Below are 23,130 nucleotides of genomic sequence, written 5' to 3' on the forward strand. Positions count from 1 at the left end.
TTTAGGCGCTACTGCCAGCCCAGATGCTCACTCTGCCCAACATCCTCACTCTGTCGCGGATCCTCGCGCTGCCGCTGCTCGCCTTCCTGCTGTGGTGGCCGGGGTGGGAGCTCGGATACGGGCTGGCCTTCGTGCTCTACTGCCTGATGGGGATCACCGATTACTTCGACGGCTATCTCGCCCGGTCGAGCGGAGCGGTGTCGAAGCTCGGCGTGTTCCTCGATCCGATCGCCGACAAGATCATGGTCGCAGCGGTGATCCTGGTGCTGACCGCGCAGGGCATCCTGCGCGGTCCATATGTCGGCGACATGCATGTGATCGCCGGGCTGATCATCCTTGTGCGCGAGATCGCCGTCTCGGGCTTGCGCGAGTTCCTTGGTGGGCTGCAGGTCTCGGTTCCAGTCAGCAAGCTGGCCAAGTGGAAGACGACCTTCCAGCTCGTCGCCCTCGGCGCCCTGATCCTCGGCGGCGCGCTGCCCAGATGGAACGTCATGCTAGGTGAGGTAGTGCTCAACGTGCCCCACACCGTCGGCCTGACGACCTTATGGGCGGCCGCGATCCTGACCCTGCTGACCGGCTGGGATTACCTGCGGGTCGGTCTCAAGCACATGGATTGAGCGGCCGCGCGGCGGCGTTCAACCCGCGCGAAGCTCTTTTCCGAGCAGTCGGAATTCCTCCGCCCGCGGGCTGTTCTTGCGCCAGATCAGCGCGATCTCGCGGCTGGCGTTCGCCGCGCTGAGCGGCCGCGCGACGACATTGGTTTCGCGCAGGATGCCGGCGTCGATAGCCATCTTCGGCAGCATCGTCACGCCGAGGCCGTTGTCGACCATCTGCACCAGCGTGTGCAGGCTGGTGCCGATCATCGTGGCGCTGGCGCGCAGCTCCGGGCGGTTGCAGGCGGCCAGCACGTGTTCCCTCAGGCAGTGCCCGTCCTCCAGCAGCAGCAGGCGGCCTTCGTCGATCATCGCCGGAGTGATCTGCGCCGGCGGATCGCGGGGGTCGTCCTTGGGGAAGGCCACGAACAGCTCGTCCTGGCAGATCGTCTCCTTCTCCACCTCGCCGGCCGCGAAGGGCAGGGCGAGCAGCACGCAGTCGGCGCGCCCGTGATGGAGCGATTCGACCGCGGCGTCGCTCGTCTCCTCGCGCAGGAACAGCTTGAGGGCCGGGCGTTCCCTGCGGAGCCGCGGCAGGATGCGGGGCAGGAAGAACGGCGCGATCGTGGGGATCACGCTCATGCGAAGCTCCCCGCTGAGCGGCTTGCCGCTGGCCTGGACGAGGTCCGACAGCTCCTCCGCCTCGCGCAGCAGCCGGTGAGCCTTGTCCACTACGGCATTGCCCAGCGGGGTGAAGCGCACGACGCGGCGGCTGCGCTCCACCAGGGTGACGCCGAGGAGCGACTCGAGCTCGCGGATGCCGGCGGAGAGGGTCGACTGGGAAACGAAGCAGCTCTCCGCCGCACGGCCGAAGTGGCCATGCTCGTGCAAGGCGACGAGGTACTGCAGCTGCTTGATGGTGGGGAGGTAAGTGCTCATCGCGCGATCCTCCCCCTCTGGGGGAGGGGGTGCAAGTTTTGCGCACGCAGAGGCGCGGAGGCGCGGAGGAATCGTGCCTGCGGCGGAGCCGCTCTACACATCATTGTCCGCGTAGGACCGCTATGCGCGGTTGAATGCCTGCGGCGCATTCTCCTCCGCGCCTCTGCGCCTCTGCGTGCGTAATGAATCACTCAGCCGCCGGTTCGGCGTGGACTTGCGCGTCGCCGGAGGCCACGTCGTCGATGTGCGTCATCTTGAGGCGCCCGTTCTCGACCGCGAAAGCCAGCTTGCCCTCGACCAGTTCGAGCGCGTCGCGGCCGAAAACCTCATAGCGCCAGCCCTGCAGCACCGGCAGGTGACGGACCCCGGCGGCGAGCGCCTCGAGCTCGTCGGAGCGGGTCAGCAGGCGGCTGGCGACGTCGATCTCGCGGGTGCGGATCTTCAGCAGCAGCTTGAGGAGATCGGCCACGAGGGCCCCTTCCTTGCCCAACGGAGCGCCGCGCTGGGGCTTGTCGGGCAGTTCGTCGCTGGGCAGCGGCTCGGCCTTGGCCAGGACCTTCATGAGCCGCTTGCCGATGTCGTTTTCCTTCCACGCCTGGCTGAGCCCGCGCACTTTGGCGAGGTCAGCCTGCTGCTTGGGCGGCTGGCTGGCGAGGTCGGCCAGGGTCTCGTCGCGCATGATCCGGCCGCGCGGGATGTCCTTGTCCTGCGCCTCGACCTCACGCCAGGCGGCGAGGGCCTTCAGGCGGCCGAGCACGAGCGGGTTGCGGCTGGGCGCGCGGATCCGATGCCAGGCAGTGCCGAGATCGTTGGCGTAGTTCGCCGGATCGGCGAGCTTCTCCATCTCCGCATCGAGCCACGATCCCCGCCCGGTCTTGATCAGCTTCTTGAGCAAGCGCGGGAAGATCTTGGCGAGATAAGTGACGTCGCCGATCGCGTATTCGATCTGCCGTTCGGTCAGCGGGCGGCGGCTCCAGTCGGTGAAGCGCGCGCCTTTGTCGATCGTCTTGCCGAGCCAGCTTTCGACGAGGTTGGCATAGCCGATCTGCTCGCTCTGGCTGACGGCCATCATGGCGATCTGCGTGTCGAAGATCGGGTGCGGGGTCTTGCCGGTGAGGTTGTAGATGATCTCCACGTCCTGCCCGCCGGCATGGAAGACCTTCAGGATATCCTCGTTCTCGCAGAACAGGTCCAGCATCGGCGTCAGGTCGATGCCGGGGGCCAGCGGGTCGATCGCCGCGGCTTCCTCCTCGTTCCCGAGCTGCACCAGGCACAGCAGAGGATAGAAGGTGTTCTCGCGCATGAACTCGGTGTCCACGCAGACGAAATCGCCTTGCGCCAGGCGAGCGCAGAGCTCGGCCAGTTCTTCGGTCTTCGTAATCAGCGGGTGTATTTTCATCGTCGCTTTTCTATAGGGCGCTGGGGCGCTGCCCGATGGTGTGGGCAGGCCGGCTTGACAAGCGACCGGCCATCGCCTGTTAGCGCCGGCTCCCTAGCGCCATAAACCGCCTGACGGAAAGAGTCTTGATGCACGCCTATCGTACCCACAACTGTGCTGCCCTGCGCGAAGACGCCGTCGGGGAAACCGTGCGCCTGTCCGGATGGGTCCATCGCAAGCGCGATCACGGCGGCGTGCTGTTCATCGATCTGCGCGACCACTACGGCATCACGCAAATCGTTGCCGACACGGATTCGCCGGCGCTTCCGGTGCTCGAAGGCCTGCGGGTGGAGTCGGTCGTGACGATCGACGGCACCGTGAAGGCGCGCACGCCGGAGACGGTCAACGCCAATCTGCCAACCGGCGCGATCGAGGTCTATGCCCGTGAGATCGCCGTGCAGAGCCGGGCCGAGGAACTGCCGATGCCGGTCGCCGGCGAGCAGGAATACCCGGAGGACATCCGCCTCAAGTACCGCTTCCTCGATCTCCGCCGCGAGACCATGCACCGCAACGTCATGCTGCGCAGCCAGGTGATCGCATCGTTGCGCCGGCGGATGACGGAGCAGGGCTTCAACGAGTTCCAGACGCCGATCCTCAGCGCCTCCAGCCCCGAAGGCGCGCGCGACTACCTCGTGCCGAGTCGCCTGCACCCGGGCACGTTCTACGCGCTCCCGCAGGCGCCGCAGATGTTCAAGCAGCTGCTGATGGTCGCCGGGTTCGACCGTTATTTCCAGATCGCCCCGTGCTTCCGCGACGAGGACCTTCGCGCCGACCGCGCGCCGGAGTTCTACCAGCTCGACTTCGAGATGAGCTTCGTCACGCAGGACGACGTGTTCGCGACGATCGAGCCGGTCCTGGCGGGCGTGTTCGCCGAGTTCGCGAACGGCAAGACCGTGACGCCGGCGGGCGAGTTCCCGCGCATCCCCTACCGCGAAGCGATGCTCAAGTACGGCAGCGACAAGCCGGACCTGCGCAATCCGCTGCTTATCGCCGACATTTCGCATCATTTCGAGCAGTCCGGCTTCGGCCTCTTCGAGAAGATCGTTGGTTCCGGCGGCGTTGTCCGGGCGATCCCCGCGCCGAACACGCACGAGAAGAGCCGCAAGTTCTTCGACGACATGAACGACTGGGCCCGCAAGGAAGGCTTCGCCGGGCTCGGCTACGTCACCCGCAAGCAGGGTGAGTTCGGGGGCCCGATCGCCAAGAACCACGGCCCCGAGAACATGCAGAAGATCTACGACGAGCTGGGCCTCGGCGAGAACGACGGCCTGTTCTTCGCGGCCGGCAAGGAGAAGGACGCCGCCAAGCTCGCTGGCGCCGCGCGCACCCGCGTGGGCGAGGAGCTGGGGCTGATCGAGCAGAACGCGTTCCGCTTCTGCTGGATCGTCGATTTTCCGATGTTCGAGTACGACGAGGACCTGAAGAAAGTCGATTTCAGCCACAATCCTTTCTCGATGCCCCAGGGCGAGATGGAAGCGCTGGAAACGAAGGACCCGCTGGAGATCCTCGCCTGGCAGTACGACATCGTCTGCAACGGCTACGAGCTGTCCTCCGGCGCGATCCGGAACCACCGGCCGGAAATCATGTACAAGGCGTTCGAGATCGCCGGCTATTCGAGGGAGGAGGTCGACGCAAACTTCTCCGGCATGATCGAGGCGTTCAAGCTGGGCGCGCCGCCGCACGGCGGCTCCGCCCCCGGCATCGACCGCATCGTCATGCTGCTGGCCGACGAGCCCAACATCCGCGAGGTCATCGCCTTCCCGATGAACCAGCGGGCGCAGGACCTGATGATGAGCGCCCCCAGCGCCGTCAGCCCGCGCCAGCTTCGCGAACTGCACATTCGCCTGGCCGAACCGCCCAGGGCGAGCGAGGCCGAGAAGGCCGCAACCGACACTATCGGGCAGTGACCGGGGCACTTGCCAGCCCCTTCACCGTTCATTAGGGCGAAACCCAAATTCAACACCCCAATTCGAGAGGGCATCACATGAGCGATACCGCCGACCGCGTTAAGAAGATCGTTGTCGAGCACCTTGGCGTCGAGGAAGACAAGGTCACCCCCGACGCGAGCTTCATCGACGACCTGGGCGCAGACAGCCTCGACATCGTCGAGCTGGTGATGGCCTTCGAGGAAGAGTTCGGGGTCGAGATCCCCGACGACGCCGCGGAGAAGATCAACACCGTCGGCGACGCCAACAAGTACATCGAAGAGCACAAGGGCTGATCGCCCAAGGCTCATTCCCCGTTTCGCCCTGAGCTTGTCGAGGGGCCGACCTGTCTCCCGGCACAGCGCCAGGGGAGGTCGCGGGTTTCGGCAGGCTCAGCCCTACGCGGGCTGGGCCTGTTCTGTTATTGAGAGCAATGATTGATTTCCGGAGAGTAGCATGCGCCGTGTCGTCGTAACCGGATTGGGCCTGGTCACTCCGCTGGGAGCCGATGTCGAGACCACCTGGTCGAACATCCTCGCAGGGAAGAGCGGGGCGGGGCCGATCACGCGGTTCGATGCCTCCGACCAGAAGTGCCGCATCGCCTGCGAGGTGAAGCCGGCAGGCCATGAATATGGCTTCGATCCGAACCTGCGGGTGGACCACAAAGTCCAGCGCCAGGTCGATCCGTTCATCATCTACGGCATCGATGCCGCCGGCCAGGCGATGGAAGACGCCGGCCTGTGCGACATGGACGACGCGATGCGGCTGCGCGCCGGCTGCTCGATCGGCTCCGGCATCGGCGGCCTCCCGGGGATCGAGAAGGAATCGCTGATCCTGGCCGAGAAGGGGCCGAGCCGGGTCTCGCCGCACTTCGTGCACGGGCGGCTAATCAACCTCATCTCCGGCCAGGTCTCGATCAAGTACGGCCTGATGGGCCCGAACCACGCGGTCGTCACCGCCTGCTCGACCGGCGCCCATTCGATCGGCGACGCCGCGCGGATGATCAAGGACGATGACGCCGACATCATGCTGGCCGGCGGCGCCGAGGCGACGATCTGCCCGATCGGTATCGCCGGCTTCGCCCAGGCGCGCGCCCTCTCGACCGCCTTCAACGACCAGCCGGAGAAGGCCAGCCGTCCCTATGACGTGGCCCGCGACGGCTTCGTCATGGGCGAGGGCGCAGGCGTCGTCGTGCTCGAGGAGTACGAGCATGCCAAGGCCCGCGGCGCGAAGATCTACGCCGAAGTGGTCGGTTACGGCCTGTCGGGCGACGCCTACCACGTCACCGCGCCGCACCCCGAGGGATCGGGCGCATTCCGCGCGATGGAGATGGCGCTGCGCAAGGCCGGCGTCAGCCCGTCGGACATCGACTACATCAACGCCCACGGCACCTCCACGCCGCTCGGCGACGAGCTGGAGCTGGGCGCAGTGCGGCGGCTGTTCGGCAGTGCGATCGACTCCGTGTCCATGAGCAGCACGAAGTCGGCCATCGGCCACCTGCTCGGCGGCGCCGGCGCGGTGGAGAGCATCTTCTGCATCCTGGCGATGCGCGACCAGATCGCCCCGCCGACGCTCAACCTCGATAATCCCTCGGAAGGCTGCGAAGGCGTCGACCTCGTGCCGCACAAGGCGAAGGAGCGGAAGATCCGCGCGGTGCTCAACAACAGCTTCGGCTTCGGCGGCACCAACGCCAGCCTGGTGATGAAGCCGGTCGACTAAGATGACCCGTCGCGCGGGCCTCATCGGTGCCGCCGCGGCGGCCGTGCTGCTGGCCGTTGCGGCGGTCGTCTTCGCGGCGGGCTGGTGGGGCTCGGCCGAACTGGACGAGGAGCGCAGCTTCGTCGTGCCGAACGGCTCCACGCTGACCGCAGTGGCGGGCAAGCTTGAGGAGGAGGGCGTCATCTCCGACGCCGACGCCTTCCTGCTGCGCGCCAAGATCTTCGGCGGCTCGGACCCGATCAAGGCCGGGGAGTTCCTCCTGCCCGCCGGAGCGAGCCCGGCCACGATCCTCGACACCTTCCAGCACGGCGAGGTGATCCGCCGCTTCGTCACGATACCCGAAGGCCTGCCGTCGATCATGCTCTGGGAACGGCTGATGGCCGAACCGCTGCTGACCGGCCAGATCCCGGTCCCAGAAGAAGGCTCCGTCCTGCCCGAGAGCTACGATTTCGAGCGCGGCGAGACCCGTGCCGCGGTGCTCGCGCGGATGCAGAAGGCGATGAAGGACACCCTCGCCGAGCTGTGGCCGAAGCGTGCGCCCGACATCGCCGTCTCCACGCCGCGCGAGGCGGTCATCCTGGCGTCGATCGTGGAGAAGGAAACCGGCGTGCCGCGGGAGCGGCGCATGGTCGCCGGGCTGTACTCGAACCGGGTCAAGCAGGGCATGATGCTGCAGGCCGACCCGACGATCATCTACCCGATCACCAAGGGCAAACCGCTGGGCCGCCGCATCCGCCAGTCGGAGATCCAGGCGGTGAATGACTACAACACCTACTCGATGGTGGGGCTGCCGAAGGGGCCGATCACCAATCCCGGGCGCGCCTCGATCGCAGCCGTGCTCAACCCGGCGAAGACCGAGGCGCTCTACATGGTGGCCGACGGCACCGGCGGGCACGTGTTCGCCAGCACGCTGCAGGAGCACAACGCGAACGTCGCCAAGTGGTTCGCCATCCGCCGAGCGCGCGGGGAAATGTAAGGGAAGGGCGGCGTGAACGATCCCGCGCCGCTTATCGTCACTGCCGAACTGCCGCCGGACCTGCAGGCCTGGGCGGACGGGCTGCGGCGCGCGCACTACCCGCCGGAACGCAACCGGATCGCCGCGCACGTCACGCTGTTCCACGCCCTGCCGCCCTCGGCCGAAAGCGAGCTGCGCGACTGCCTCGCCGCCGCCGCCCGCGATCCCGCGCCGCTTCCCGCCCGTCTGGAGGGCCTCATGCCGCTGGGGCGGGGCACCGCGCTCGCGATCACCAGCCCGGCCTTGCTCGCGCTGCGCGACGACCTCGCCGATCGCTTCCACGGCCTCCTGACCCCGCAGGATGGGCACCGGCCGCGCCTCCACGTCACCATCCAGAACAAGGTCTCGATCGAAGCGGCGAGGGCCCTCCAGGCCGAATTGGCGCCGCAGGTGCAGCCTCACGATTTCCGCTTCGCCGGCCTCGCATTGCACCGATACCGGGGCGGCCCGTGGGAGTTCGTGAAGCGGTGGAGCTTTCGCGGTTGACCGCGCATTTCCCGCGCTATAAGTGCGCCGCCTGCCCCGCCGAAGCGGGCGCATGCCTTACGGGGCGGAGTAGCTCAGGTGGTTAGAGCAGCGGAATCATAATCCGCGTGTCGGGGGTTCGAGTCCCTCCTCCGCTACCATTCATCCCCCCGACAGCAGCGGGCATCAGGAACCGCTGCCCGATCAGGGCTTCCAGACGACCGATGATCTCGATTTTCGGCGGCGGCGTGTGACGATTTTGCGATTCGCCAGCCGGATGAAGCACGACCGTCTCGATCACCTCGCGAACGACCTTGGCGGCTTCGGTCTCGCCGTCGTGGCCGAGCGTTTCGTGGAGGCGGGCCACAGCGGTGAGGTAGCGTTCACGCGCACCGGAGTGAAGCACAACGACGCTGGGTGCTGCCGTTGCCGCCAGCCGCTGCCGCAACTCGTTCTCCCGCGCCAGCGTGGCTTGAAGCTCCGGCTGGGTGCGGACGGGATCACACAAGCCGTCCATCAGTAGGTTGTTGAGCCGCTCAGCCCGCGCAGAAGTCTTCGCCAGTTCCGCTTCCAGCGACGCCCGCTGTGTGGTCGATGACATCCGCAGCCGCTTCATCTCCGCCTCGTATGTTTCGAGGAAGTCGCGGATCGCATCGGGTTCTTGAAGCTCGCGACGCAGCAAGCCAAGCACCCGCTCCTCGATCTCGTCGATGTAATAGCTGCGAGGGTCGGGGCAGTCCCCGCTCTCTTTGTGCCGCGAGCACTGTAAGCGCGTGCGCCCAGTCTTATCCTTGCCCTTGGTGGACATGCCGCTGCCGCAAGCGCCGCAGCGAAGCAGACCGCTGAACACGCGCTTGGCGGCACGAGCACGCTGTGACGGCTCCTGCTGCTTCTTCGCCTTCCGCGCCGCAACGGCGTCCCAAAGTTCATCAGGCACGATGCGCAGTTGCTCGGCTTCGGCGCGAACCCATTCGACGGGGGCGTTGCGGCGAGATACCCGCTTGCCGGTGTTCGGGTTTACAACCATGCGGCTCTTATTCCAGACGATGCTACCGACATACAGTTCATTGTTCAGGATGCCGCTGCCGCGCGCGGCCTCGCCGTGGATACATGATGCCGCCCAACGCTTACCGCGCGGCGGCTTCACCCCGCGACGGTTGAGGTCGGCAGCGATGGCGCGCGGAGTTTCCCCCGCTGCGTAGCGTTCGAAAATCTCCAAAACGATCTGCGCCTCGTCTTCGACGATCAACAGGATGCCGCCACGCCGCTTCTCGTGCGCGTGGCGCGGTGCCGACCGATAGCCGTAGGCACGCCCACCTGCCGTAAAACCATTTCGCACGATGCCGTCGAGGCCGCGCCACACCATTTGCGCCGTCTGCTCTCGGGTGAGGTGCGCCACCAGCCCTTCACCGCCGCCCCCATGGGATCGAGAACAGTATTGGTCCCCGATCCGATGACAGTGATGCCGAGGAAGGTCAGATGCTCAATAGCCTTCTGGACATCGCCGTTGTTCCGCGACAGGCGCGAGATATTCTCGATATAAAGCACAGAGAAGTCCCCGTTGTAGGCGGCCTTCATCATCGCCTTGTAGCCGTCGCGAAGCAGGATCGACGCACCGCTCTTGGCGTAGTCGGTGAAGCGGTTCGCTTCGGGCACACTGTGCGCGTTGCCACTGGCCCGCCGCTCCGACAGTCCGATCTGGTCGGCGATTGAGGTCTCGTCCTGAAGGTCCGAACTGTAGCGCGCGTAGATCGCGCCGGTGGCGGGCATCATGAACGCGACTCCAGAGCTTCGGCTTCGGCAGCATAGTCGGCGGCGGCGATGATCTTCGCAAGTGCTCGTGCGAGGTCGCGCACGAACTCGCGGCGCGCCTCGTAGTGTTTGTCTGTATCGTTGAAGTTATCCATGCCCCTGATAATGACAAGGTTGAATAGTCTCCCGCCATAAATAAATCAGCACGAAGCGCAGATTGATTTATTGCACGCGCAGGATGGCATCTGGTATCTTAAGGCTATGAACAAAGTAGAGCTAAAGACAAGCTGGCTGGACTTCCTTTCCAGTCAAGACTTCAGTCACGCCATCACCTTCAAGCCTAACGACGCCAACTTCACGAAGTCGGTGGCCGCACTTCATCGGCTTTTCGTCAAAGCGCACATGCTGATCCAGCGCCGCCTGATCGGGCGCGGGTTCAACCTTACCCAAAACCGCGCGCGGCAGACACCGGCGCTGGGCATTGTAGAGGGTTCGTTGCTTACGGGCCATATCCACGGGGCGTTCAAGGTCGCCCCCGAGGACTGGGCGAAGTTCGAGGGGCTGTTCGCCGAGGAGAAGCGGCGTGGCCCAGATCGGAACATCTGGCGGACGCTGGTCGCCAGCGGAACTTGCGTCGTGGAACCGATCTACGGCGCGAAGGGGTGGCACAGCTACACCCTCAAGGATGTCTGGCAGACTGACGACACCGACAGGGTCGTCATGCTGCCGCTGTCGGCCTGACAACCGACCTCGCCGTTCGACCGTCGTCTGTTGCTACCAGCAGGACCGAGGCCGCCGTGAAATCTTCAGACGCCGAAGCTCTCCGTCAGGAGGGCAATGGAGAGTAATGCTCAAAGGAGAATGACATGCGATACATAGACATCATCGAGTCCATAGCTGACGACGCTACGAAGGAAGCAAAGAAGAGATTGAAGGCAAACCAGCAGATCGACAACGCACGAAGGAAGAGGGGCAATGCGGCCCAGAAATATCAGGACTCATTACGAACTGCTAACCAGTCGGAACAAGCTGCGAAGGCGAAGCTCAACTCCTCGAAGTGATCGCGTCCGTTGAGGTATACGGGATCGGGAAAGTATGGAGGCACTGAAAAGTGTTCCAAAAACCTTGATTTAAGGACCTTATTGGAACATACCGATTGAGTATTAGGCTCAGATGGAACACTTCAGATGTTGGTAGGCTATGGGAGGGTCAGCAGCGCGGATCAGGACCTGACAGTTCAGGTGGACGCGCTGAAGGATGCCGGATGCGAGCGCGTGTTCAGTGAGAAGAAGTCAGGTCGTCGCGCCGGGGATCGCGCGACGCTCGCAGAGGCGCTGGATTTTGTTAGGCAGGGTGACACCTTGCTTGTGACCCGCCTCGACCGATTAGCTCGTTCAACTCAGGACTTGCACAACATCTTGGCGATGCTCGACGCCAAGGGCGTCGGCTTCAAATGCCTCGCCCAATCGGGTGTCGATACAACAACAAGCACGGGGAAGCTCATGCTTGGCGTCCTCGGGGCCGTTGCCGCCTTCGAAGCGGACTTGCGCGCCGAGCGGCAGGCGGAGGGTATCGCGAAGGCCAAAGCTGCGGGGAAATATCGCGGGCGTGCGCCCAGCGTGGATTACAGCCAAGTTCGCAAGCTTCGCAAACAGGGCGTCAGCCCAACCGAAATATCAAGGCTGCTGGGCGTGGGCAGGACTACCATTTACCGGATCATAGCTGGGGACTAAGCGGCCCTCGCGCTGGCAGAGCGAAGGCGCGGCGCATACGCTCAGACCATGGATACTGTTCCTACATCTGTTGTCGAAGCGTCATTGCTAGGGATTGGTGCGGGCGATTGGTTGCAAGCACTTCTAACTGCGGCGTCGTTGCTGGTGGCGATTATCACGGCGGCCATCATCAGCCCAAAGCTCGCCGAGCGGAGCGCGCGCCGTGACCAGCGCGAGCGGCTGCTGCGGGTTCTTATCAGCACCTCGCCGCTGCCTGCCAACCCGGATTACCAAGGTGCAATCGGACTGATCCCCATCGACTTCAAGGGGTGCGAGCGCGTTCTCAAGGCCCGCTCCGACTATCTTGCGTTCGTCAGAACGCCATTCCCGGAGGATGACTCCGGACGGGCCGCTCACCTTCAGGAATCGATCAACCTGCAAGCCGATATGATCGCCGCGATGGGACAGGAGCTTGGATTTGACCTGACCCGCCAAAGCCTGATCGACGGCGCTTATGTCTCCCAAGGGTTTGTCGAGCGAGAAGAACTCAACATCGCGGCGGCCAGATCATGGCTGCGGATCGCAACCGCCTTGGAAATGAATAACGAGATGTTCGCTCGAACGCTCTCGCAGACCGGCAACGATGCGTCAGGAGCGCCGACGCGGTGAAGGCGCAACAACAATCACAGGAGGAGGGGTCATGATCTTTATGGGCGGCTCGCACGGGTGCATGTGGCGCTCGGATCACAACGGCGGATTCAGCGGCCATGGTGGTGATGTCAGCGGATGCATGTGGAGGTCGGACCACAACGGCGGCTTCAACGGATATGGGGGGAACGCGAACGGCCAGATGTGGCGCTCCGATGGGAACGGCGGCTGGAACGGCTACGGTGGCGATGCGAACGGCACCATGATCCGAACTGACGGCAACGGCGGCTTCAACTGCTACGGGGGCAACCGGAACGGCGAAATGTGGCGCTCCGATGGGAACGGCGGCTGGAACGGATTTGGTGGTGATGCGAACGGAAGAATGTGGCGGTCAGACGGTAACGGCGGTTGGAACATCTTCTAGCGGGGCACACTTCAGTTCATGCTGACTACTCGGACAGCAGCGTAAAGCATGTTCTCAGGGGGATCGACCGAGTCCCTCCTCCGCTACCATAACTTTCGCAGAGATCGGCGAGGGCCAAGCGGATCGCGAAGGCCCGGGGCACGAAGCCGGTGCCTAGCTGCCGAGCCGGTCTTGGCGCACACGGATCGTTACGACCAGGCCGCTCTCCTGCCAGTCGTAGGACAGCTCTCCGCCGAGCTGCCCTGAGACGCTCCGTGCGATCAACCGCCGCCCGAAGCCTTCAAGGACGGGCTCCTCGACGATGGGCGGGCCTCCCGTCTCGGCCCAGATCACGCAGAGGTGATCTCCATCAATCTTGCTCGAGACATCGAGGAACCCCTCGGCCGACGAGAGGGAGCCGTATTTCACCGAGTTCGTCGCCAGCTCGTGGACCACCATTGCCAGCGCAGTTGCAGCCCGCTCTCCCACGCCCATTCGGGCGACCGCCACGCGGATACGACCCGAAAACGCCGAGGTCTCGTCATACGGGGCGAGCAGGACCGTCAGGAGGTCGCCCAGCAGCGCGGCCTTGCCTTGCTGGCCCGGAAGCGGGCGGATGATGTCGTGAGCGCGACCTAACGCGGTCAAGCGCTCCATGAGCTCGCCAGTCATGTCGGCGACCGAGGATGCGGAACGCCCGGTGATCTGCGTCAGTCCAGTGGCGATGGCCAAGAGGTTCTTGACCCGGTGGCTCATCTCACCGGCGAGGAGTTCGCTGCCCTCCTCGGCCTGCTTGCGGCCAGTAACGTCGAGGAAGATGCCGAACATGGTTCGATCGACGATCCCGGCATCGGCACCCTGTCCGCGCGCGGAGATCCAGCGAATCTCGTCTCCCAAGCAGATGCGGAAGTCGATCTCGTAGGAGCCAGCCACGGAGCGGGTGGCAGAGAAGGCCGCCCGGACTCTGTCCCGGTCAGCGGGGTGGATATGCGCCGAGAGCTCTTCGAAGGTGACCTTGTCGGACCATGGCAAGCCCCACAGTTCGAAGGCGCGTTCGTCCATCTCGAATCGATCGTCGTCGACGTGCCAGGCCCAAAGGCATACGCACGCGGCCTCGACCGCGAGGCGAAGATGCTCCTCGCGCCAAACCGGCGCTATCGGCTTTCCGGCGACCAATTGTCTCTCCTGGCCAAGTTCATGCAGATAGCTCTGCGCACAGCAAAGCACATAAGCAAGGTCGGTAACGATCGGACTCTGAACCTTGGAGATCGTATTGCCGCCTGGTTAGACATGCGCCGGCTCCAGTCCGGATCCAGGGTGAGTAGCGGACCTCCTTCATTGTCGATCCGCCACATCGGGCACGAATTGCTCACGCGGAGTGCCATCGACATGCATAAGGCGCTCGGTAGGCAGCTTGATAACGAGCCCGCTATGCTCGAGCCGATGGTCGTAGATTGCGCGCAGCAGCCCGGCCATCCGCTGGCCGGTCACTTCCGCCCCGATGGCGTCGAAGCCGATTGCCAGCCCTTCACCCATGCTGCCGGTCCAGCGGCCGACCAGCACGCGAACGGGACCGGCATGGTGCTTCCCTGCTCTCGGCAGGACTTGCTCGATCCACTGGCGCGGAATGCCGGTAGCGAGCTGTTCGGCAGGGAGACTGTGAACTTGATAAGCACGGGGCCGGTCGACGAACCAGCCGAGTATTGCTCGCGCAACAGTCGTGTTGCCGCCACCGGGGGTATCGGTCAGATCGATCACCACCGGCTGTCCGGGGCGGACGCCTGCCATCGCCGCATCGAAGGCTGCAATGGTGGCGGTTTCTCCGAGGGCGTCATTGAAGCGGATTACGAGGCTGCCGTGTTGCTCTGTGACCGTGACGGGAGGGCGCTCCTCCCGGCGCATCGAATAGAGGCTGGGCAGTTCTACCAAACGTGCGGCGCCTCTGTCCTGCACCTCGATAAGCCGTGACCTGTCTCGCCGGCCAGCCGCAAGGATCCGCGCCGCGAAGGCCGCTCTCTCGCTTGTTACCGGCAGGCCGAGGTCGGCCCAGAAAGCCGAAACGGCGTCTTGGATCGGCATTCCATCGACGCCGACAATTCGATCCCCCGGCTTTATACCCGCTCCCTGCGCCGGGGAGCCACTCCGAACTGCATCGACCGAATAGACGCCGCTGGATTCGACGATCCACAAATCGGCGTAACTTGGGACCACGGCCCAGCTATCGGCCAGCGACGATCCGGTGATCGCATGATGGTCGGAAAGGGTGAGCAGAAGGCGCTCTGCATGCCGGAGCAAGGATCGGCGGTCGCTGACCTGTTCCGCCTCCCTGAGCAATTTCTCCGAAACTGGCAGGCTCGCAGTGTCGAGGCGATCAAGGTAGGCATAGGTGCGATCGATGAGCGGTCCGATCGCGCGGGCATCTTCGCGGAATGATGCAGCTTGCGGAGCTTCGACTTCGCTGGATCGAGCAGCTCCGGCTTCGGACGAAGCGTCGGGAACGGAGGCGGGAGACTCATCCGCCAGCGTCGTGCAGCCAACCAGAAGGGCTGTTATGTTGAGCAGCAATAGAGAGCGGTGCATGGCGGCCGGTGTAGCACAGAGCGGATCCGACGCCTCAACGATTGCTCAGCTAGAGGCCAGTCCCGGGCAGCGCCGCATGGCGTCGCAGGGCTTCAGCACGGAAAGGCCTCGACCGGCCGAATAACGTCCGCCTTTCGGAGTTCTACTCTGCGGTCGTGGGATCGATCGTCGCTCGAACCTCCGAGATCCTGTTGGCCGGGAAGCCGGCGGTCTCTGCGTGCTGCCGGATCAGATCCTCGCTTGGCGCGCGATAGAGGCAGTAGATCTTGTCATCGGTCACATAGCTATGGACCCACTGAACCTCAGGCCCAAGGTCGCGCAGGACCGAACAGGACTTCCGCGAAGCCCCTTTGAGGTCATCTGCATCGAGCCCGCCCACTCCTGGCATGTCTCTCTCGATGACAAACTGAGGCATCTTCTCTCTCCTTCCTGTTGCGGCCGCACTGTGCCTGCGCGGACCACCCTTGGGAAATGAAGTAGTGGATGCAGGCGGCCGGTTCGGCTCGGCTTTGCCGAAGTTCTGCCTCGATCTCGTTGCTGTCAATGCCAAGCGAACGATACAAGCTCCGCTTCGAGCGCTCGCTCCAGCGCGGGCAGATACCCGTCGATCTTTGCCGTCAGGTCGAGGCGGGCGCTTCCGCGACTGAGCCGTTCATGCGATACTGGCCCCCATCTCGCCGATGATGGCGCGGGGTGAAGGACAGGGCCGCCGTCGTCGGCCGGGGAGCACATCTGGGGACGTGGATATTTGGGGACCGGGGGGCAACGATGTTCAAGAGGATTGGGATGGCGATCGCTCTGCTGTGCTGCACGGCGGCAGCAACCGGCAGGACCGTCGAGCCTGAGGTTCACGCGTCGAATGGCGTTCCCGTTACGATCAGTGCAGACGATGCCGCCCAGCGGTACGAGTACACGGCGCCGGCGATCATGCTTTCGGACAACCGTGGGTTCTTCTTCGTGGCCGCCGTCGACCATGGTGGTGCGAAGACGCCTGTCCTGGTCAGCGGCACCCTGATGTACCGGGGCGGCTGGCGGTTCTATGACCAGGCTTTCCTTCCGGATGGTGAGGAACTGCCGGGCAAGTTCGACGGCAGGCACGCATTCTCTTGTGCCAGTGCGCAAGGCTGCATGCGCAGCGAGAACTTCCAGGTGGCGCCGACAGCGGCGCAGATCCAGAAACATGCCGAGAATGGCATCCTGCCGATTCAATTGCGCGCAGGGAGCCTGAACCCCGTGGTGATCCATGTGCCCGTTTCTTACTTCGACGCCGTGCGCGAGGTGCTTGCAGCGGAGTAGGCCAGCTGATGGTGGGGGAGAGAGCCCCCACCCATGGACTCATCCTGCGCTCAGGCCGCCTGCAGCTTGTAATCGTAGCGGCCGCTTCGCAGGGTTTCGGCGGGGACCCAGGTGCCGTGGAAGGTCGAGCGGACGCGGACGGGCAGCTTGATGGTGGCGACCGGGCCGGCGGCGAGATTCTGGGCGTCGAGCACGACGAGGTCGCTGCGCCACTGCGAGACCCGGGCGACGGGGACAAGAAGCCAGCCAACCCCTTCCGCAGCATCGGGGGTGCGGGGGACGAACTGGCATTCCTGCACGGAATCGCCGGGGCCGGGTGACCAGGTGTCCAGTACGCCGGTGTGCAGGTCGAGCCGGCCGGTGGCGCTGGAGCCATCGGCGGAGCGGTAGCAGATCATGTAGCCGTAGCGGTACTGGCGGCCCTGGTAGCGGTCGTCGGTGCGGGGCATCTCGCAACTGACGCCCAGCAGGCGCTGCTTTTCGAAGCCGCCGTCGTTACGGTCCAGATCAAGGGTGATGCGGGTCAGGAAGGGCGGGACGGGAGGGGTGGTCTCTCCATGGGGCGTGGTGAAGAAGGGGAAGCAGTTGCCTTCGTAGAGGCAGAGGTCGAGGTGAACTTTGTTATCTTCGTGCACAGCGTTCATCATGTGTCCGGCGCTGGTGGCGGGGCCGCGGAACCAGCGGATGCCGGAGGCGTCGCCGTGGCGCGGGACGAGGGCTACGTGAGTTTCCTGATCGGGATTCCACTGATAGAAGGGGCCGCCGGCCCGCACCACGTCCATGTCGGTAATCAGCGGGAAGAACGGGAAGACGATCCAATCGTCGGTGATCGCGAAATCGTGGACGCAGGCCGCGTAAGGCATCTCGAACCAGATCTCGTTGATCTTCTTGCCGTTTCCATCGAACGCATAAAACACGATGTCCTTCGTGCCGTCCCCGCGAGCCTGGTAGGCGAAGGCGAGCAGCTCGTTGGTGATCGGATCGACCTTGGGATGAGCGGTGAAGCAGGTTGCGGTGATCTGGCCGTCCATATCGGTGCGGCCGATCGTCTCCAAAGTGTCCGGATCCATCTCGAACGGGTGATCGCTTTCCTTCAGCGCATAAAGATGTCCGGCATGGAACATCGCCGTGGTGTTGGCCGTGCCCATGTCCACGCCGGCCGCTTCCGGATCGTTGGTGAAAGGGTTGCGATAGCGCCCGAAGAGCTGCCGGCGCGCCTTCTCCTGCGCCTTGAAGCGATCGGTGCGAACCCAGCGGCTCTTGTAGCTGACCTGCCCCTGTTCGAAGCGGAACATGTGGAACATGCCTTCGCCGTCGATGAAGATGTCGTCGGTCCGCCTGGACGGGTACTGCCAATCCGCGCCGTTGCGGTAGAGCGTGCCTTCGAGCCCGGCCGGGATCTCGCCTTGAACGACCTCGAGCCCGTCGATCGTGCTTTCGGCGCGCATCGGTTCGCCCCAGCCCTTGAACAGCGGGTTATCCGGAAAGCGGATCGGTTCCATGGTCTCTCTCCTCAGCGGGCATGGGCGGCGACGAAATCGCCAATGACGGGTTCGAGCGCGCTGCCTGCCGATCCGATCTCCAGCGCCGGAGACAGGTGGTTGTGGCCGGCGAGCCAGAGCATGCGCGGATAGCGTTGCCGCGCTTCGGCATAAGCGTTCACGAGGGCGGCGGCCTGGCGCTGGAAATCGACCACGTCGAACTCCGATACGGTGGCCAGCCAGGGGATCTGCGTGTCGATCAGGCCGCGCACCGTGGAGCACTCGGCATAGCGGCTCTCGTCCTCCCCGTAGTAGGCCTTGTGGAACGGGTTGGCATGCGCGGTGAGCACATCGTAAATGGCGGAGATCAGCAGCGCGCCGGCGATCCCGCCGCGCTCGGCCGTGTGGAAGCGCTGGTGGGCGACGTAGCTCGCGACGTGCACGGCGCCGGCGGACTGCCCCATCAGGAAGATGCGCTCCGGATCGCCGCCATGGGCCGCGACGTTCGCGCGCAGCCAGGCGACCAGCAGGCCGAGGTCCTCGGGACCGGCAGGCCAGGGATTGTCGGGCGCGAGGCGGTAGGTGATCGTCACGCCGACCATGCCATTGCGCGCGGCAAAATCGCCGACGTTGTCGTAGAACGGCAGCCCCGCGGGCGAGCGCTTGTCCCCCATCACGAACCCGCCGCCGTGGACGTAGACCAGCACCGGCGCGCCGCTGATGCCGTCCTGCCTGAACAGGTCGAGCCGGTGGCGCGGATCGGAGCCATAGGCGAGGTCCCGCTCGATCCGGGTCGCATCGTCGATGCCGCGGAAGGTCTCGACGAACAGCGCCTGGGTGCCGCCGATCATCTCGGGCGTGAGGTCGAGACCCAGAGACTCGATCTTGCTGCGCGTTTCGGGTCTCATGCGTGCTCCCCCTGCGGCATCAGCAGGACCGGCTTGATCACCCTGCCGCTCGCCGCATCCTCGAAGGCGCGGCCGATCTCTTCGAAACGGTAAGTCTGGATCAGCCGGTCGAATGGGAACCGCCCCTGGCGCCAGTAGTCGATCAGCTTCGGCAGGAAGAGTCGCGGAGCGGCGTCTCCGCCGAGGATGCCGCGCAGTTGCCGGCCTCCGGCGAGCATGGCGAACATCTTCGGCGCCCATTCCCCGCGCGGGGCCGCCACGAAGCCGGCGGTGCCGTTCATCGCCAGGGACTCGAGCGCGGCGGTGTGGATGTCCGGCACCGTGGTGGTGTTGAGCGTGAAATCGACGCCGCGCCCGGTCACGGCCCGCACGCGAGCGGCGACATCCCCTTCGCGGCTGTCGATCACGTCGGTGGCGCCGAGCTCGAGCGCCAGTTCCAGCCGCGCCGGACTGATGTCCACCGCGACGATCCGGGAAGCACCGACGAGCCGCGCCGCCATCACCGCCGAGAGGCCGACCCCGCCGGCGCCGAAGACGGCGAGCGTCTGGCCATAACCGACCTTGAGCGCCTCGATCACCGAGCCGGCCCCGGTGATCACGCCGCAGCCGAGCGGGGCGAGCGTGGCGAGCGGCAGGTCCTTCGCCACCTTCACCGCCGTGCGCTGGCGAACGATCGCGTGCGTTGCGAAAGAGGACTGGCCGAAGAAATGCGAATGCAGCGTCTCGCCGCCGCAGCACAGCGCGGTCGAGCCGTCGAGCCGCTTGCCGCCGAAGCTGAGCGGCATGGCGAGGTCGCAATAAGTCGGCCGGTTGGCCTGACAGCTCGGGCATTCCCCGCAGGAGCTGCCGCTCAGCAGGACATGGTCGCCCACGGCGAAGTCCGCGACGCCGGGACCCAGTTCCTCGACGACGCCGGCCCCCTCGTGCCCCAGGACGATCGGCTGGGGCGAGTGGCGGCCGGCCTGCTCGTGCAAGTCGGTGTGGCACACGCCGACTGCGACGATGCGGACGCGCATTTCGCCCGCGCGCGGGCTTTCCAGCTCCACTTGCTCGAGGGCAGGGGCGGGCGACCCGGCCCGGCTGACGGCGGCGGTGACTTGCATCAGGCGCGGGCCTGCGCCGGCGATGGCGCGGGGTTCGGCCGGCCTTTCATGACGATTTCACCCTTCCAGGGCACTTCGGACATGTCGGTCCAGGCGTTCACGCGAAGCTGCTCGAATAGCCATTTCCCGCCTTCCTTGCGGACGACGTCCTGCCGCGTGCCCACGCCGAAGACGAAGTTGTTCCGGTATTCGACGTTGAACTGCAGGATCTGGAAGAAGCAGCGGGAATCGACTTTGCCGTCGTCGCGCGGATCCATGATGAAGTGGTTCATCATGTGCTGGCGGCCGAACCACCAGCTTTGCCGATCGTACCAGAGCGATTCCAGGTTCTTGCGAATGGCCTCGTGGCCCTGCACGCGGCCCTGCCACAAGTGATCGAACCAGGCGTCCACGGTGAAGGTCGACAGGGCCATATCGGCGTCGGCGAGGTCGATGCCCCAGGCGTAGCGGGCGTAAAGCTCCTGGATTTCGAGCCGGTCCTCGGCGGTGAGCTTCCAATCGGTCATTTTAGTGTCCTCCGCCGGGTGTTCCGAGGTGATGATCGTTCTGGATGTCGGCGACTTCGCCGTGCTGCGTCAGCAGCGCCTTGCGCCTGACGAAGCGCAGGATCGATTCCGGCCCGGTGCGCGACCCGCCGAGGCCGGAGGCGCCGAAGCTGTGCGTTCCGATCGTGCGGTTCTTGGCGAGTGTCAGGAAGGTGTCCTGGATGAACACGGCGCCAGCGTTTACGCGCTCGGCGATCGGCAGCGCTTCTTCCTCGCTGCCGGCGATTACCGAAGCGGTGAGGCCAAAGATCGTGTCGTTGGCGAGGGCCACCGCCTCGTCCACGGTCCTATAGGCCATGACCGGCAGGCAGGGGCCGAAAGTTTCCTCCTGCATGATCTTCATCGAGTGGTCGACGCCGGTGAGGATGGTCGGGCGCATGTAGAGGCCGCCGCCGATCTCCTCGACCTTGCCGCCCGTACGGATCGTGGCACCCTTGTCGACTGCATCGGCCAGGTGACTCTCGACGATGCGGGCCTGCGGAGCGAAGGTGAATGGGTGCAAGTGGCCGGCGCGGGGATCGTCGCTGTTGAGGCGGACTTTGCCGGCCTTCTCGATCAGCAGCGCGACGAAAGCATCGTGGATGCTCTCGTGGACGTAGACCCGCTCTACCGAAAAGCAGACCATGCCATTGGCGTGGACCGCGCCGCGCAAGGCTGAGGTCGCCGCCCGTTCGAGATCGGCGTTTTCGGTGACGATCGCCGGATCCTTGCCGCCGAGCTCGAGGAAGCAGGGGATCAGGCGCTCGGCGCAGTGCACGGCGATCTTGCGGCCCGTCGGCACGCTGCCGGTGAAGCAGACCAGATCGACCTGGTCGATCAGTTGCTGCCCGGTCGCCCCGTCACCGATCACGTAGTCGAACACGCCAGCGAGTTCCGGCACGGCGGCCACGGTTTCGAACAGCGGCTTCACGAAGCGGGGCGTCACTTCCGAAGGCTTGAGCAGCACCGCGGCGCCGGCGAACAGCGCCGGCACGGCATCGAGCAGCGCCAGCATCATCGGCGCGTTCCACGGGCTGATCACGCCCACCAACGGATAGGGCACGAGCTGCGAGCGGACCTCGACCTGGGGCATCGCTTTGGAGGGGCCGTGGAAGCTGGCGCGTTCCAACGCGGCCTCGGCATCCTCGATCCAGCCGCCGATGTTGCCCATCGTGATGAAGCCCTGGAGGTATGACGTGTGGCAGCCGCCGGTGTCCTCCGCGTCGGCTTCGGCGATGGCGTTCGCGTGTTTGGCGACTTCCCCGAGCCAGCGGCGCATCACGCCGATCCGATCGCCGATGGATCTCTCCGCCCAGGCCTTCTGGTTCTCTCGAAGCCGTGCGGCCTTGGCGGCCAGTTCCTGTGGCGAAGTCACGCGGAGGGTCAGGTCGGTTTCCCCGGTGCGGGGATTGCGCACGGGCAGCGTGCGCACGTCGGCTTCCGCCATTCGCCTCTCCTTTCGACGAGGCTCTTCGCGGCCCCCAATTCATCCGACGTCGTTGTATATCAGCCCGGATGCGAGTCAAGCGGGCGGGGCGTCGCTAAAGGGCGGCGATGGCCCCGGGGAAGCGCAGCGCGGGGCTGTGGGTCTTCACGACCGCCTGCAATTGCCGGATCAGGATGGCCTGCTCGGCCGGCGCGAAGCCGCGCAGCACCGCCATTTCGGACCGATGCGCCAGCGGGTGCACCTCGGCGAGCGCCTGGCGGCCTGCCGGGGTGATCGTGAAAACGCGTTCGCGCCGGTCCTCATGCGAGCTGGCGCTGCCGATCAGGCCTCTTCCGGCGAGGCTGCGCATGATCACGCCGCAAGTCGACGGATCGAGGCCGAACAGCCGCGCGAAGGCCACCTGGGTCAGCGTCTCGCGCTGGCTGAGGAGGAACAGCAGGGAGAACTGCCGGAGCGTGAGGTTGAGGTGCGTGGCGTCGGCGACGAACTGCGCCTGGAAGACCTGCAGCGCGCGGCGCGCGAGGAAGCTGAGCGCCTTGTCCAGCACTCCGCCGGCCGGATCGCAGGCCGGCGTCCAGATCGGCCCCGGACCTCGCGCATCCGCGCCGAGCGTGTGCAGCATGGTTCTCAGCCGGCCGCGGTCCGCCTCGGCAAGCGGCGCGCCAAGCTGCTGTTGCAGCTCGGCGTAGCGGGGGGTGACCTCGCGCAGGAGATTGCCGCCTGCGCGAGTGAGGCTGACCTGGGAGCGGCGCCGGTCGTCCGGACATGGCGCCCGCTCCACCAGGCCGCGGCTCTCGAGATTGGCGACGACATAGGCTGTCGTGGACGTGTCCATGCCGGAAGCGTTCGCCAGCCTGATCTGCGGCATCGGCCCGAGCGCACCGACCAGCATCAGGAATTCGGCCTGCCGCAGCGTGGTCCCGCCGGGGGCGCCGGCGAAGAGCGCCGTGCTGATCTGGTCGACCCGCGCCAGGAGAAAGCCCGGCTTGTGGAGGAACGGCTCCATCAGCGCCGCATCCCCGGGGCCGGCTGGCAAGCCCGGGGAAGCCGAGGGCTGGTTCGGATCGGCGTCACCTTCGGGCATCGGGCGACATTAGCGGATGCCGCACGCAGCGGAAGGGGAGGATTGAATCTCACGCGAAGGCGCAAAGGCGCGAAGAGGTCGTGCTGCTTGCGAAGATG

Annotated in this window: 25 protein-coding genes, 1 tRNA gene and 2 pseudogenes; 14 read left to right on the forward strand and 14 right to left on the reverse strand. The window is 65.3% G+C overall.

The features are described 5' to 3' along the window. The first annotated feature begins 23 nt into the window (after positions 1-23). Complete coding sequence (pgsA, locus tag GRI75_RS06360; protein ID WP_160746131.1) at positions 24-617, forward strand: CDP-diacylglycerol--glycerol-3-phosphate 3-phosphatidyltransferase; 594 nt, start codon at positions 24-26, stop codon at positions 615-617. 18 nt (positions 618-635) lie between these two features. On the opposite strand, the gene GRI75_RS06365 is transcribed toward pgsA, so the two are convergent. Together GRI75_RS06365 and rnd are read right to left on the reverse strand one after the other, a co-directional pair. Further along, positions 636-1,532 (reverse strand): hydrogen peroxide-inducible genes activator, encoded by an 897-nt coding sequence (locus GRI75_RS06365; RefSeq protein ID WP_160746132.1) that lies wholly within the window; start codon positions 1,530-1,532, stop codon positions 636-638. A 187-nt stretch (positions 1,533-1,719) separates the two neighbouring features. Further along, complete coding sequence (gene rnd / locus GRI75_RS06370) at positions 1,720-2,931, reverse strand: ribonuclease D (RefSeq protein ID WP_160746133.1); 1,212 nt, start codon at positions 2,929-2,931, stop codon at positions 1,720-1,722. 128 nt (positions 2,932-3,059) lie between these two features. Here rnd and aspS point away from each other — a divergent pair, with 128 nt between their 5' ends. The 7 genes from aspS (at position 3,060) to GRI75_RS06405 (ending at position 8,617) form a co-directional block, all read left to right on the forward strand. Next, entirely contained in the window at positions 3,060-4,877 is a 1,818-nt protein-coding gene (aspS, locus tag GRI75_RS06375) for an aspartate--tRNA ligase (RefSeq protein ID WP_160746134.1), read from the forward strand. Between the two features lie 77 nt (positions 4,878-4,954). Beyond that, positions 4,955-5,191 carry an acyl carrier protein gene (locus GRI75_RS06380; RefSeq protein WP_039094202.1) on the forward strand — a complete coding sequence of 79 codons (237 nt, stop codon included), beginning with the start codon at positions 4,955-4,957 and terminating at the stop codon, positions 5,189-5,191. Positions 5,192-5,351: 160 nt separating this feature from the next. Beyond that, on the forward strand, positions 5,352-6,614 hold the full coding sequence (gene fabF / locus GRI75_RS06385; RefSeq protein ID WP_160746135.1) for a beta-ketoacyl-ACP synthase II: 1,263 nt from the start codon (positions 5,352-5,354) through the stop codon (positions 6,612-6,614). A 1-nt stretch (position 6,615) separates the two neighbouring features. Beyond that, the gene (mltG, locus tag GRI75_RS06390; protein ID WP_160746136.1) at positions 6,616-7,590 is read left to right on the forward strand and encodes an endolytic transglycosylase MltG; all 975 of its coding nucleotides are present in this window, start codon (positions 6,616-6,618) and stop codon (positions 7,588-7,590) included. Positions 7,591-7,602: 12 nt separating this feature from the next. Next, positions 7,603-8,115 carry a 2'-5' RNA ligase family protein gene (locus GRI75_RS06395; protein WP_160746137.1) on the forward strand — a complete coding sequence of 171 codons (513 nt, stop codon included), beginning with the start codon at positions 7,603-7,605 and terminating at the stop codon, positions 8,113-8,115. A 63-nt stretch (positions 8,116-8,178) separates the two neighbouring features. Next, positions 8,179-8,255, forward strand: a tRNA-Met gene (locus GRI75_RS06400). Positions 8,256-8,371: 116 nt separating this feature from the next. Further along, positions 8,372-8,617: a hypothetical protein gene (locus tag GRI75_RS06405; protein WP_160746138.1), complete on the forward strand. Its 246-nt coding sequence runs from the start codon at positions 8,372-8,374 to the stop codon at positions 8,615-8,617. A gap of 165 nt (positions 8,618-8,782) precedes the next feature. Here GRI75_RS06405 and GRI75_RS14815 read toward each other — a convergent pair. The 3 genes and pseudogenes from GRI75_RS14815 to GRI75_RS06425 all read right to left on the reverse strand — a co-directional run. Next, positions 8,783-9,457: pseudogene (locus GRI75_RS14815) on the reverse strand (recombinase family protein); the annotation flags it as partial. Continuing rightward, complete coding sequence (locus tag GRI75_RS06420) at positions 9,340-9,867, reverse strand: recombinase family protein (protein ID WP_160746139.1); 528 nt, start codon at positions 9,865-9,867, stop codon at positions 9,340-9,342. The gene GRI75_RS06420 and the pseudogene GRI75_RS14815, both read right to left, overlap by 118 nt. After that, positions 9,864-10,001, reverse strand: a complete 138-nt coding sequence (locus GRI75_RS06425; RefSeq protein WP_160746140.1) for a hypothetical protein — start codon at positions 9,999-10,001, stop codon at positions 9,864-9,866. The genes GRI75_RS06420 and GRI75_RS06425 overlap by 4 nt, the downstream gene beginning before the upstream one ends. Before the next feature lie 106 nt (positions 10,002-10,107). On the opposite strand from GRI75_RS06425, the gene GRI75_RS06430 reads away from it, so the two are divergent. The 5 genes from GRI75_RS06430 (at position 10,108) to GRI75_RS06450 (ending at position 12,630) form a co-directional block, all read left to right on the forward strand. Then, positions 10,108-10,587 (forward strand): hypothetical protein, encoded by a 480-nt coding sequence (locus tag GRI75_RS06430; RefSeq protein ID WP_160746141.1) that lies wholly within the window; start codon positions 10,108-10,110, stop codon positions 10,585-10,587. 125 nt (positions 10,588-10,712) lie between these two features. Further along, entirely contained in the window at positions 10,713-10,907 is a 195-nt protein-coding gene (locus tag GRI75_RS06435) for a hypothetical protein (protein WP_160746142.1), read from the forward strand. Between the two features lie 126 nt (positions 10,908-11,033). Beyond that, positions 11,034-11,579 (forward strand): recombinase family protein, encoded by a 546-nt coding sequence (locus GRI75_RS06440; protein ID WP_160746143.1) that lies wholly within the window; start codon positions 11,034-11,036, stop codon positions 11,577-11,579. A gap of 48 nt (positions 11,580-11,627) precedes the next feature. Next, positions 11,628-12,227, forward strand: a complete 600-nt coding sequence (locus GRI75_RS06445) for a DUF6680 family protein (RefSeq protein WP_160746144.1) — start codon at positions 11,628-11,630, stop codon at positions 12,225-12,227. A 31-nt stretch (positions 12,228-12,258) separates the two neighbouring features. After that, positions 12,259-12,630, forward strand: coding sequence for a hypothetical protein (locus GRI75_RS06450; protein WP_160746145.1), 372 nt, complete (start codon positions 12,259-12,261; stop codon positions 12,628-12,630). Positions 12,631-12,783: 153 nt separating this feature from the next. Here GRI75_RS06450 and GRI75_RS06455 read toward each other — a convergent pair whose 3' ends face one another. The 3 genes from GRI75_RS06455 to GRI75_RS06465 all read right to left on the reverse strand — a co-directional run bounded on the left by GRI75_RS06455 (position 12,784) and on the right by GRI75_RS06465 (position 15,604). Further along, entirely contained in the window at positions 12,784-13,785 is a 1,002-nt protein-coding gene (locus GRI75_RS06455) for a sensor histidine kinase (protein ID WP_235911375.1), read from the reverse strand. A 159-nt stretch (positions 13,786-13,944) separates the two neighbouring features. Next, positions 13,945-15,189 carry a S41 family peptidase gene (locus tag GRI75_RS06460; RefSeq protein ID WP_160746146.1) on the reverse strand — a complete coding sequence of 415 codons (1,245 nt, stop codon included), beginning with the start codon at positions 15,187-15,189 and terminating at the stop codon, positions 13,945-13,947. Positions 15,190-15,331: 142 nt separating this feature from the next. Further along, positions 15,332-15,604, reverse strand: coding sequence for a DUF4242 domain-containing protein (locus GRI75_RS06465; protein ID WP_160746147.1), 273 nt, complete (start codon positions 15,602-15,604; stop codon positions 15,332-15,334). 371 nt (positions 15,605-15,975) lie between these two features. Here GRI75_RS06465 and GRI75_RS06470 point away from each other — a divergent pair, with 371 nt between their 5' ends. Beyond that, positions 15,976-16,485 (forward strand): hypothetical protein, encoded by a 510-nt coding sequence (locus GRI75_RS06470; protein ID WP_160746148.1) that lies wholly within the window; start codon positions 15,976-15,978, stop codon positions 16,483-16,485. A gap of 50 nt (positions 16,486-16,535) precedes the next feature. Here GRI75_RS06470 and GRI75_RS06475 read toward each other — a convergent pair whose 3' ends face one another. From GRI75_RS06475 to GRI75_RS06500, 6 genes and pseudogenes are all read right to left on the reverse strand, one after another. Continuing rightward, positions 16,536-17,987 carry a carotenoid oxygenase family protein gene (locus GRI75_RS06475; protein ID WP_160746149.1) on the reverse strand — a complete coding sequence of 484 codons (1,452 nt, stop codon included), beginning with the start codon at positions 17,985-17,987 and terminating at the stop codon, positions 16,536-16,538. An 11-nt stretch (positions 17,988-17,998) separates the two neighbouring features. Beyond that, positions 17,999-18,874, reverse strand: a complete 876-nt coding sequence (locus GRI75_RS06480) for an alpha/beta hydrolase (protein WP_160746150.1) — start codon at positions 18,872-18,874, stop codon at positions 17,999-18,001. Beyond that, positions 18,871-19,977 (reverse strand): NAD(P)-dependent alcohol dehydrogenase, encoded by a 1,107-nt coding sequence (locus GRI75_RS06485; RefSeq protein ID WP_160746151.1) that lies wholly within the window; start codon positions 19,975-19,977, stop codon positions 18,871-18,873. Before GRI75_RS06485 ends, GRI75_RS06480 begins: the two co-directional genes overlap by 4 nt. Next, complete coding sequence (locus GRI75_RS06490) at positions 19,977-20,483, reverse strand: nuclear transport factor 2 family protein (RefSeq protein WP_160746152.1); 507 nt, start codon at positions 20,481-20,483, stop codon at positions 19,977-19,979. Before GRI75_RS06490 ends, GRI75_RS06485 begins: the two co-directional genes overlap by 1 nt. 1 nt (position 20,484) lies before the next feature. After that, on the reverse strand, positions 20,485-21,948 hold the full coding sequence (locus GRI75_RS06495) for an aldehyde dehydrogenase family protein (protein WP_160746153.1): 1,464 nt from the start codon (positions 21,946-21,948) through the stop codon (positions 20,485-20,487). Between the two features lie 346 nt (positions 21,949-22,294). Next, positions 22,295-23,032 (reverse strand): annotated as a pseudogene (locus GRI75_RS06500) (MarR family transcriptional regulator); the annotation flags it as partial. Positions 23,033-23,130: the final 98 nt, after the last annotated feature.

This window comes from Croceibacterium soli (assembly GCF_009828065.1).
Classification (GTDB): domain Bacteria; phylum Pseudomonadota; class Alphaproteobacteria; order Sphingomonadales; family Sphingomonadaceae; genus Croceibacterium_B; species Croceibacterium_B soli.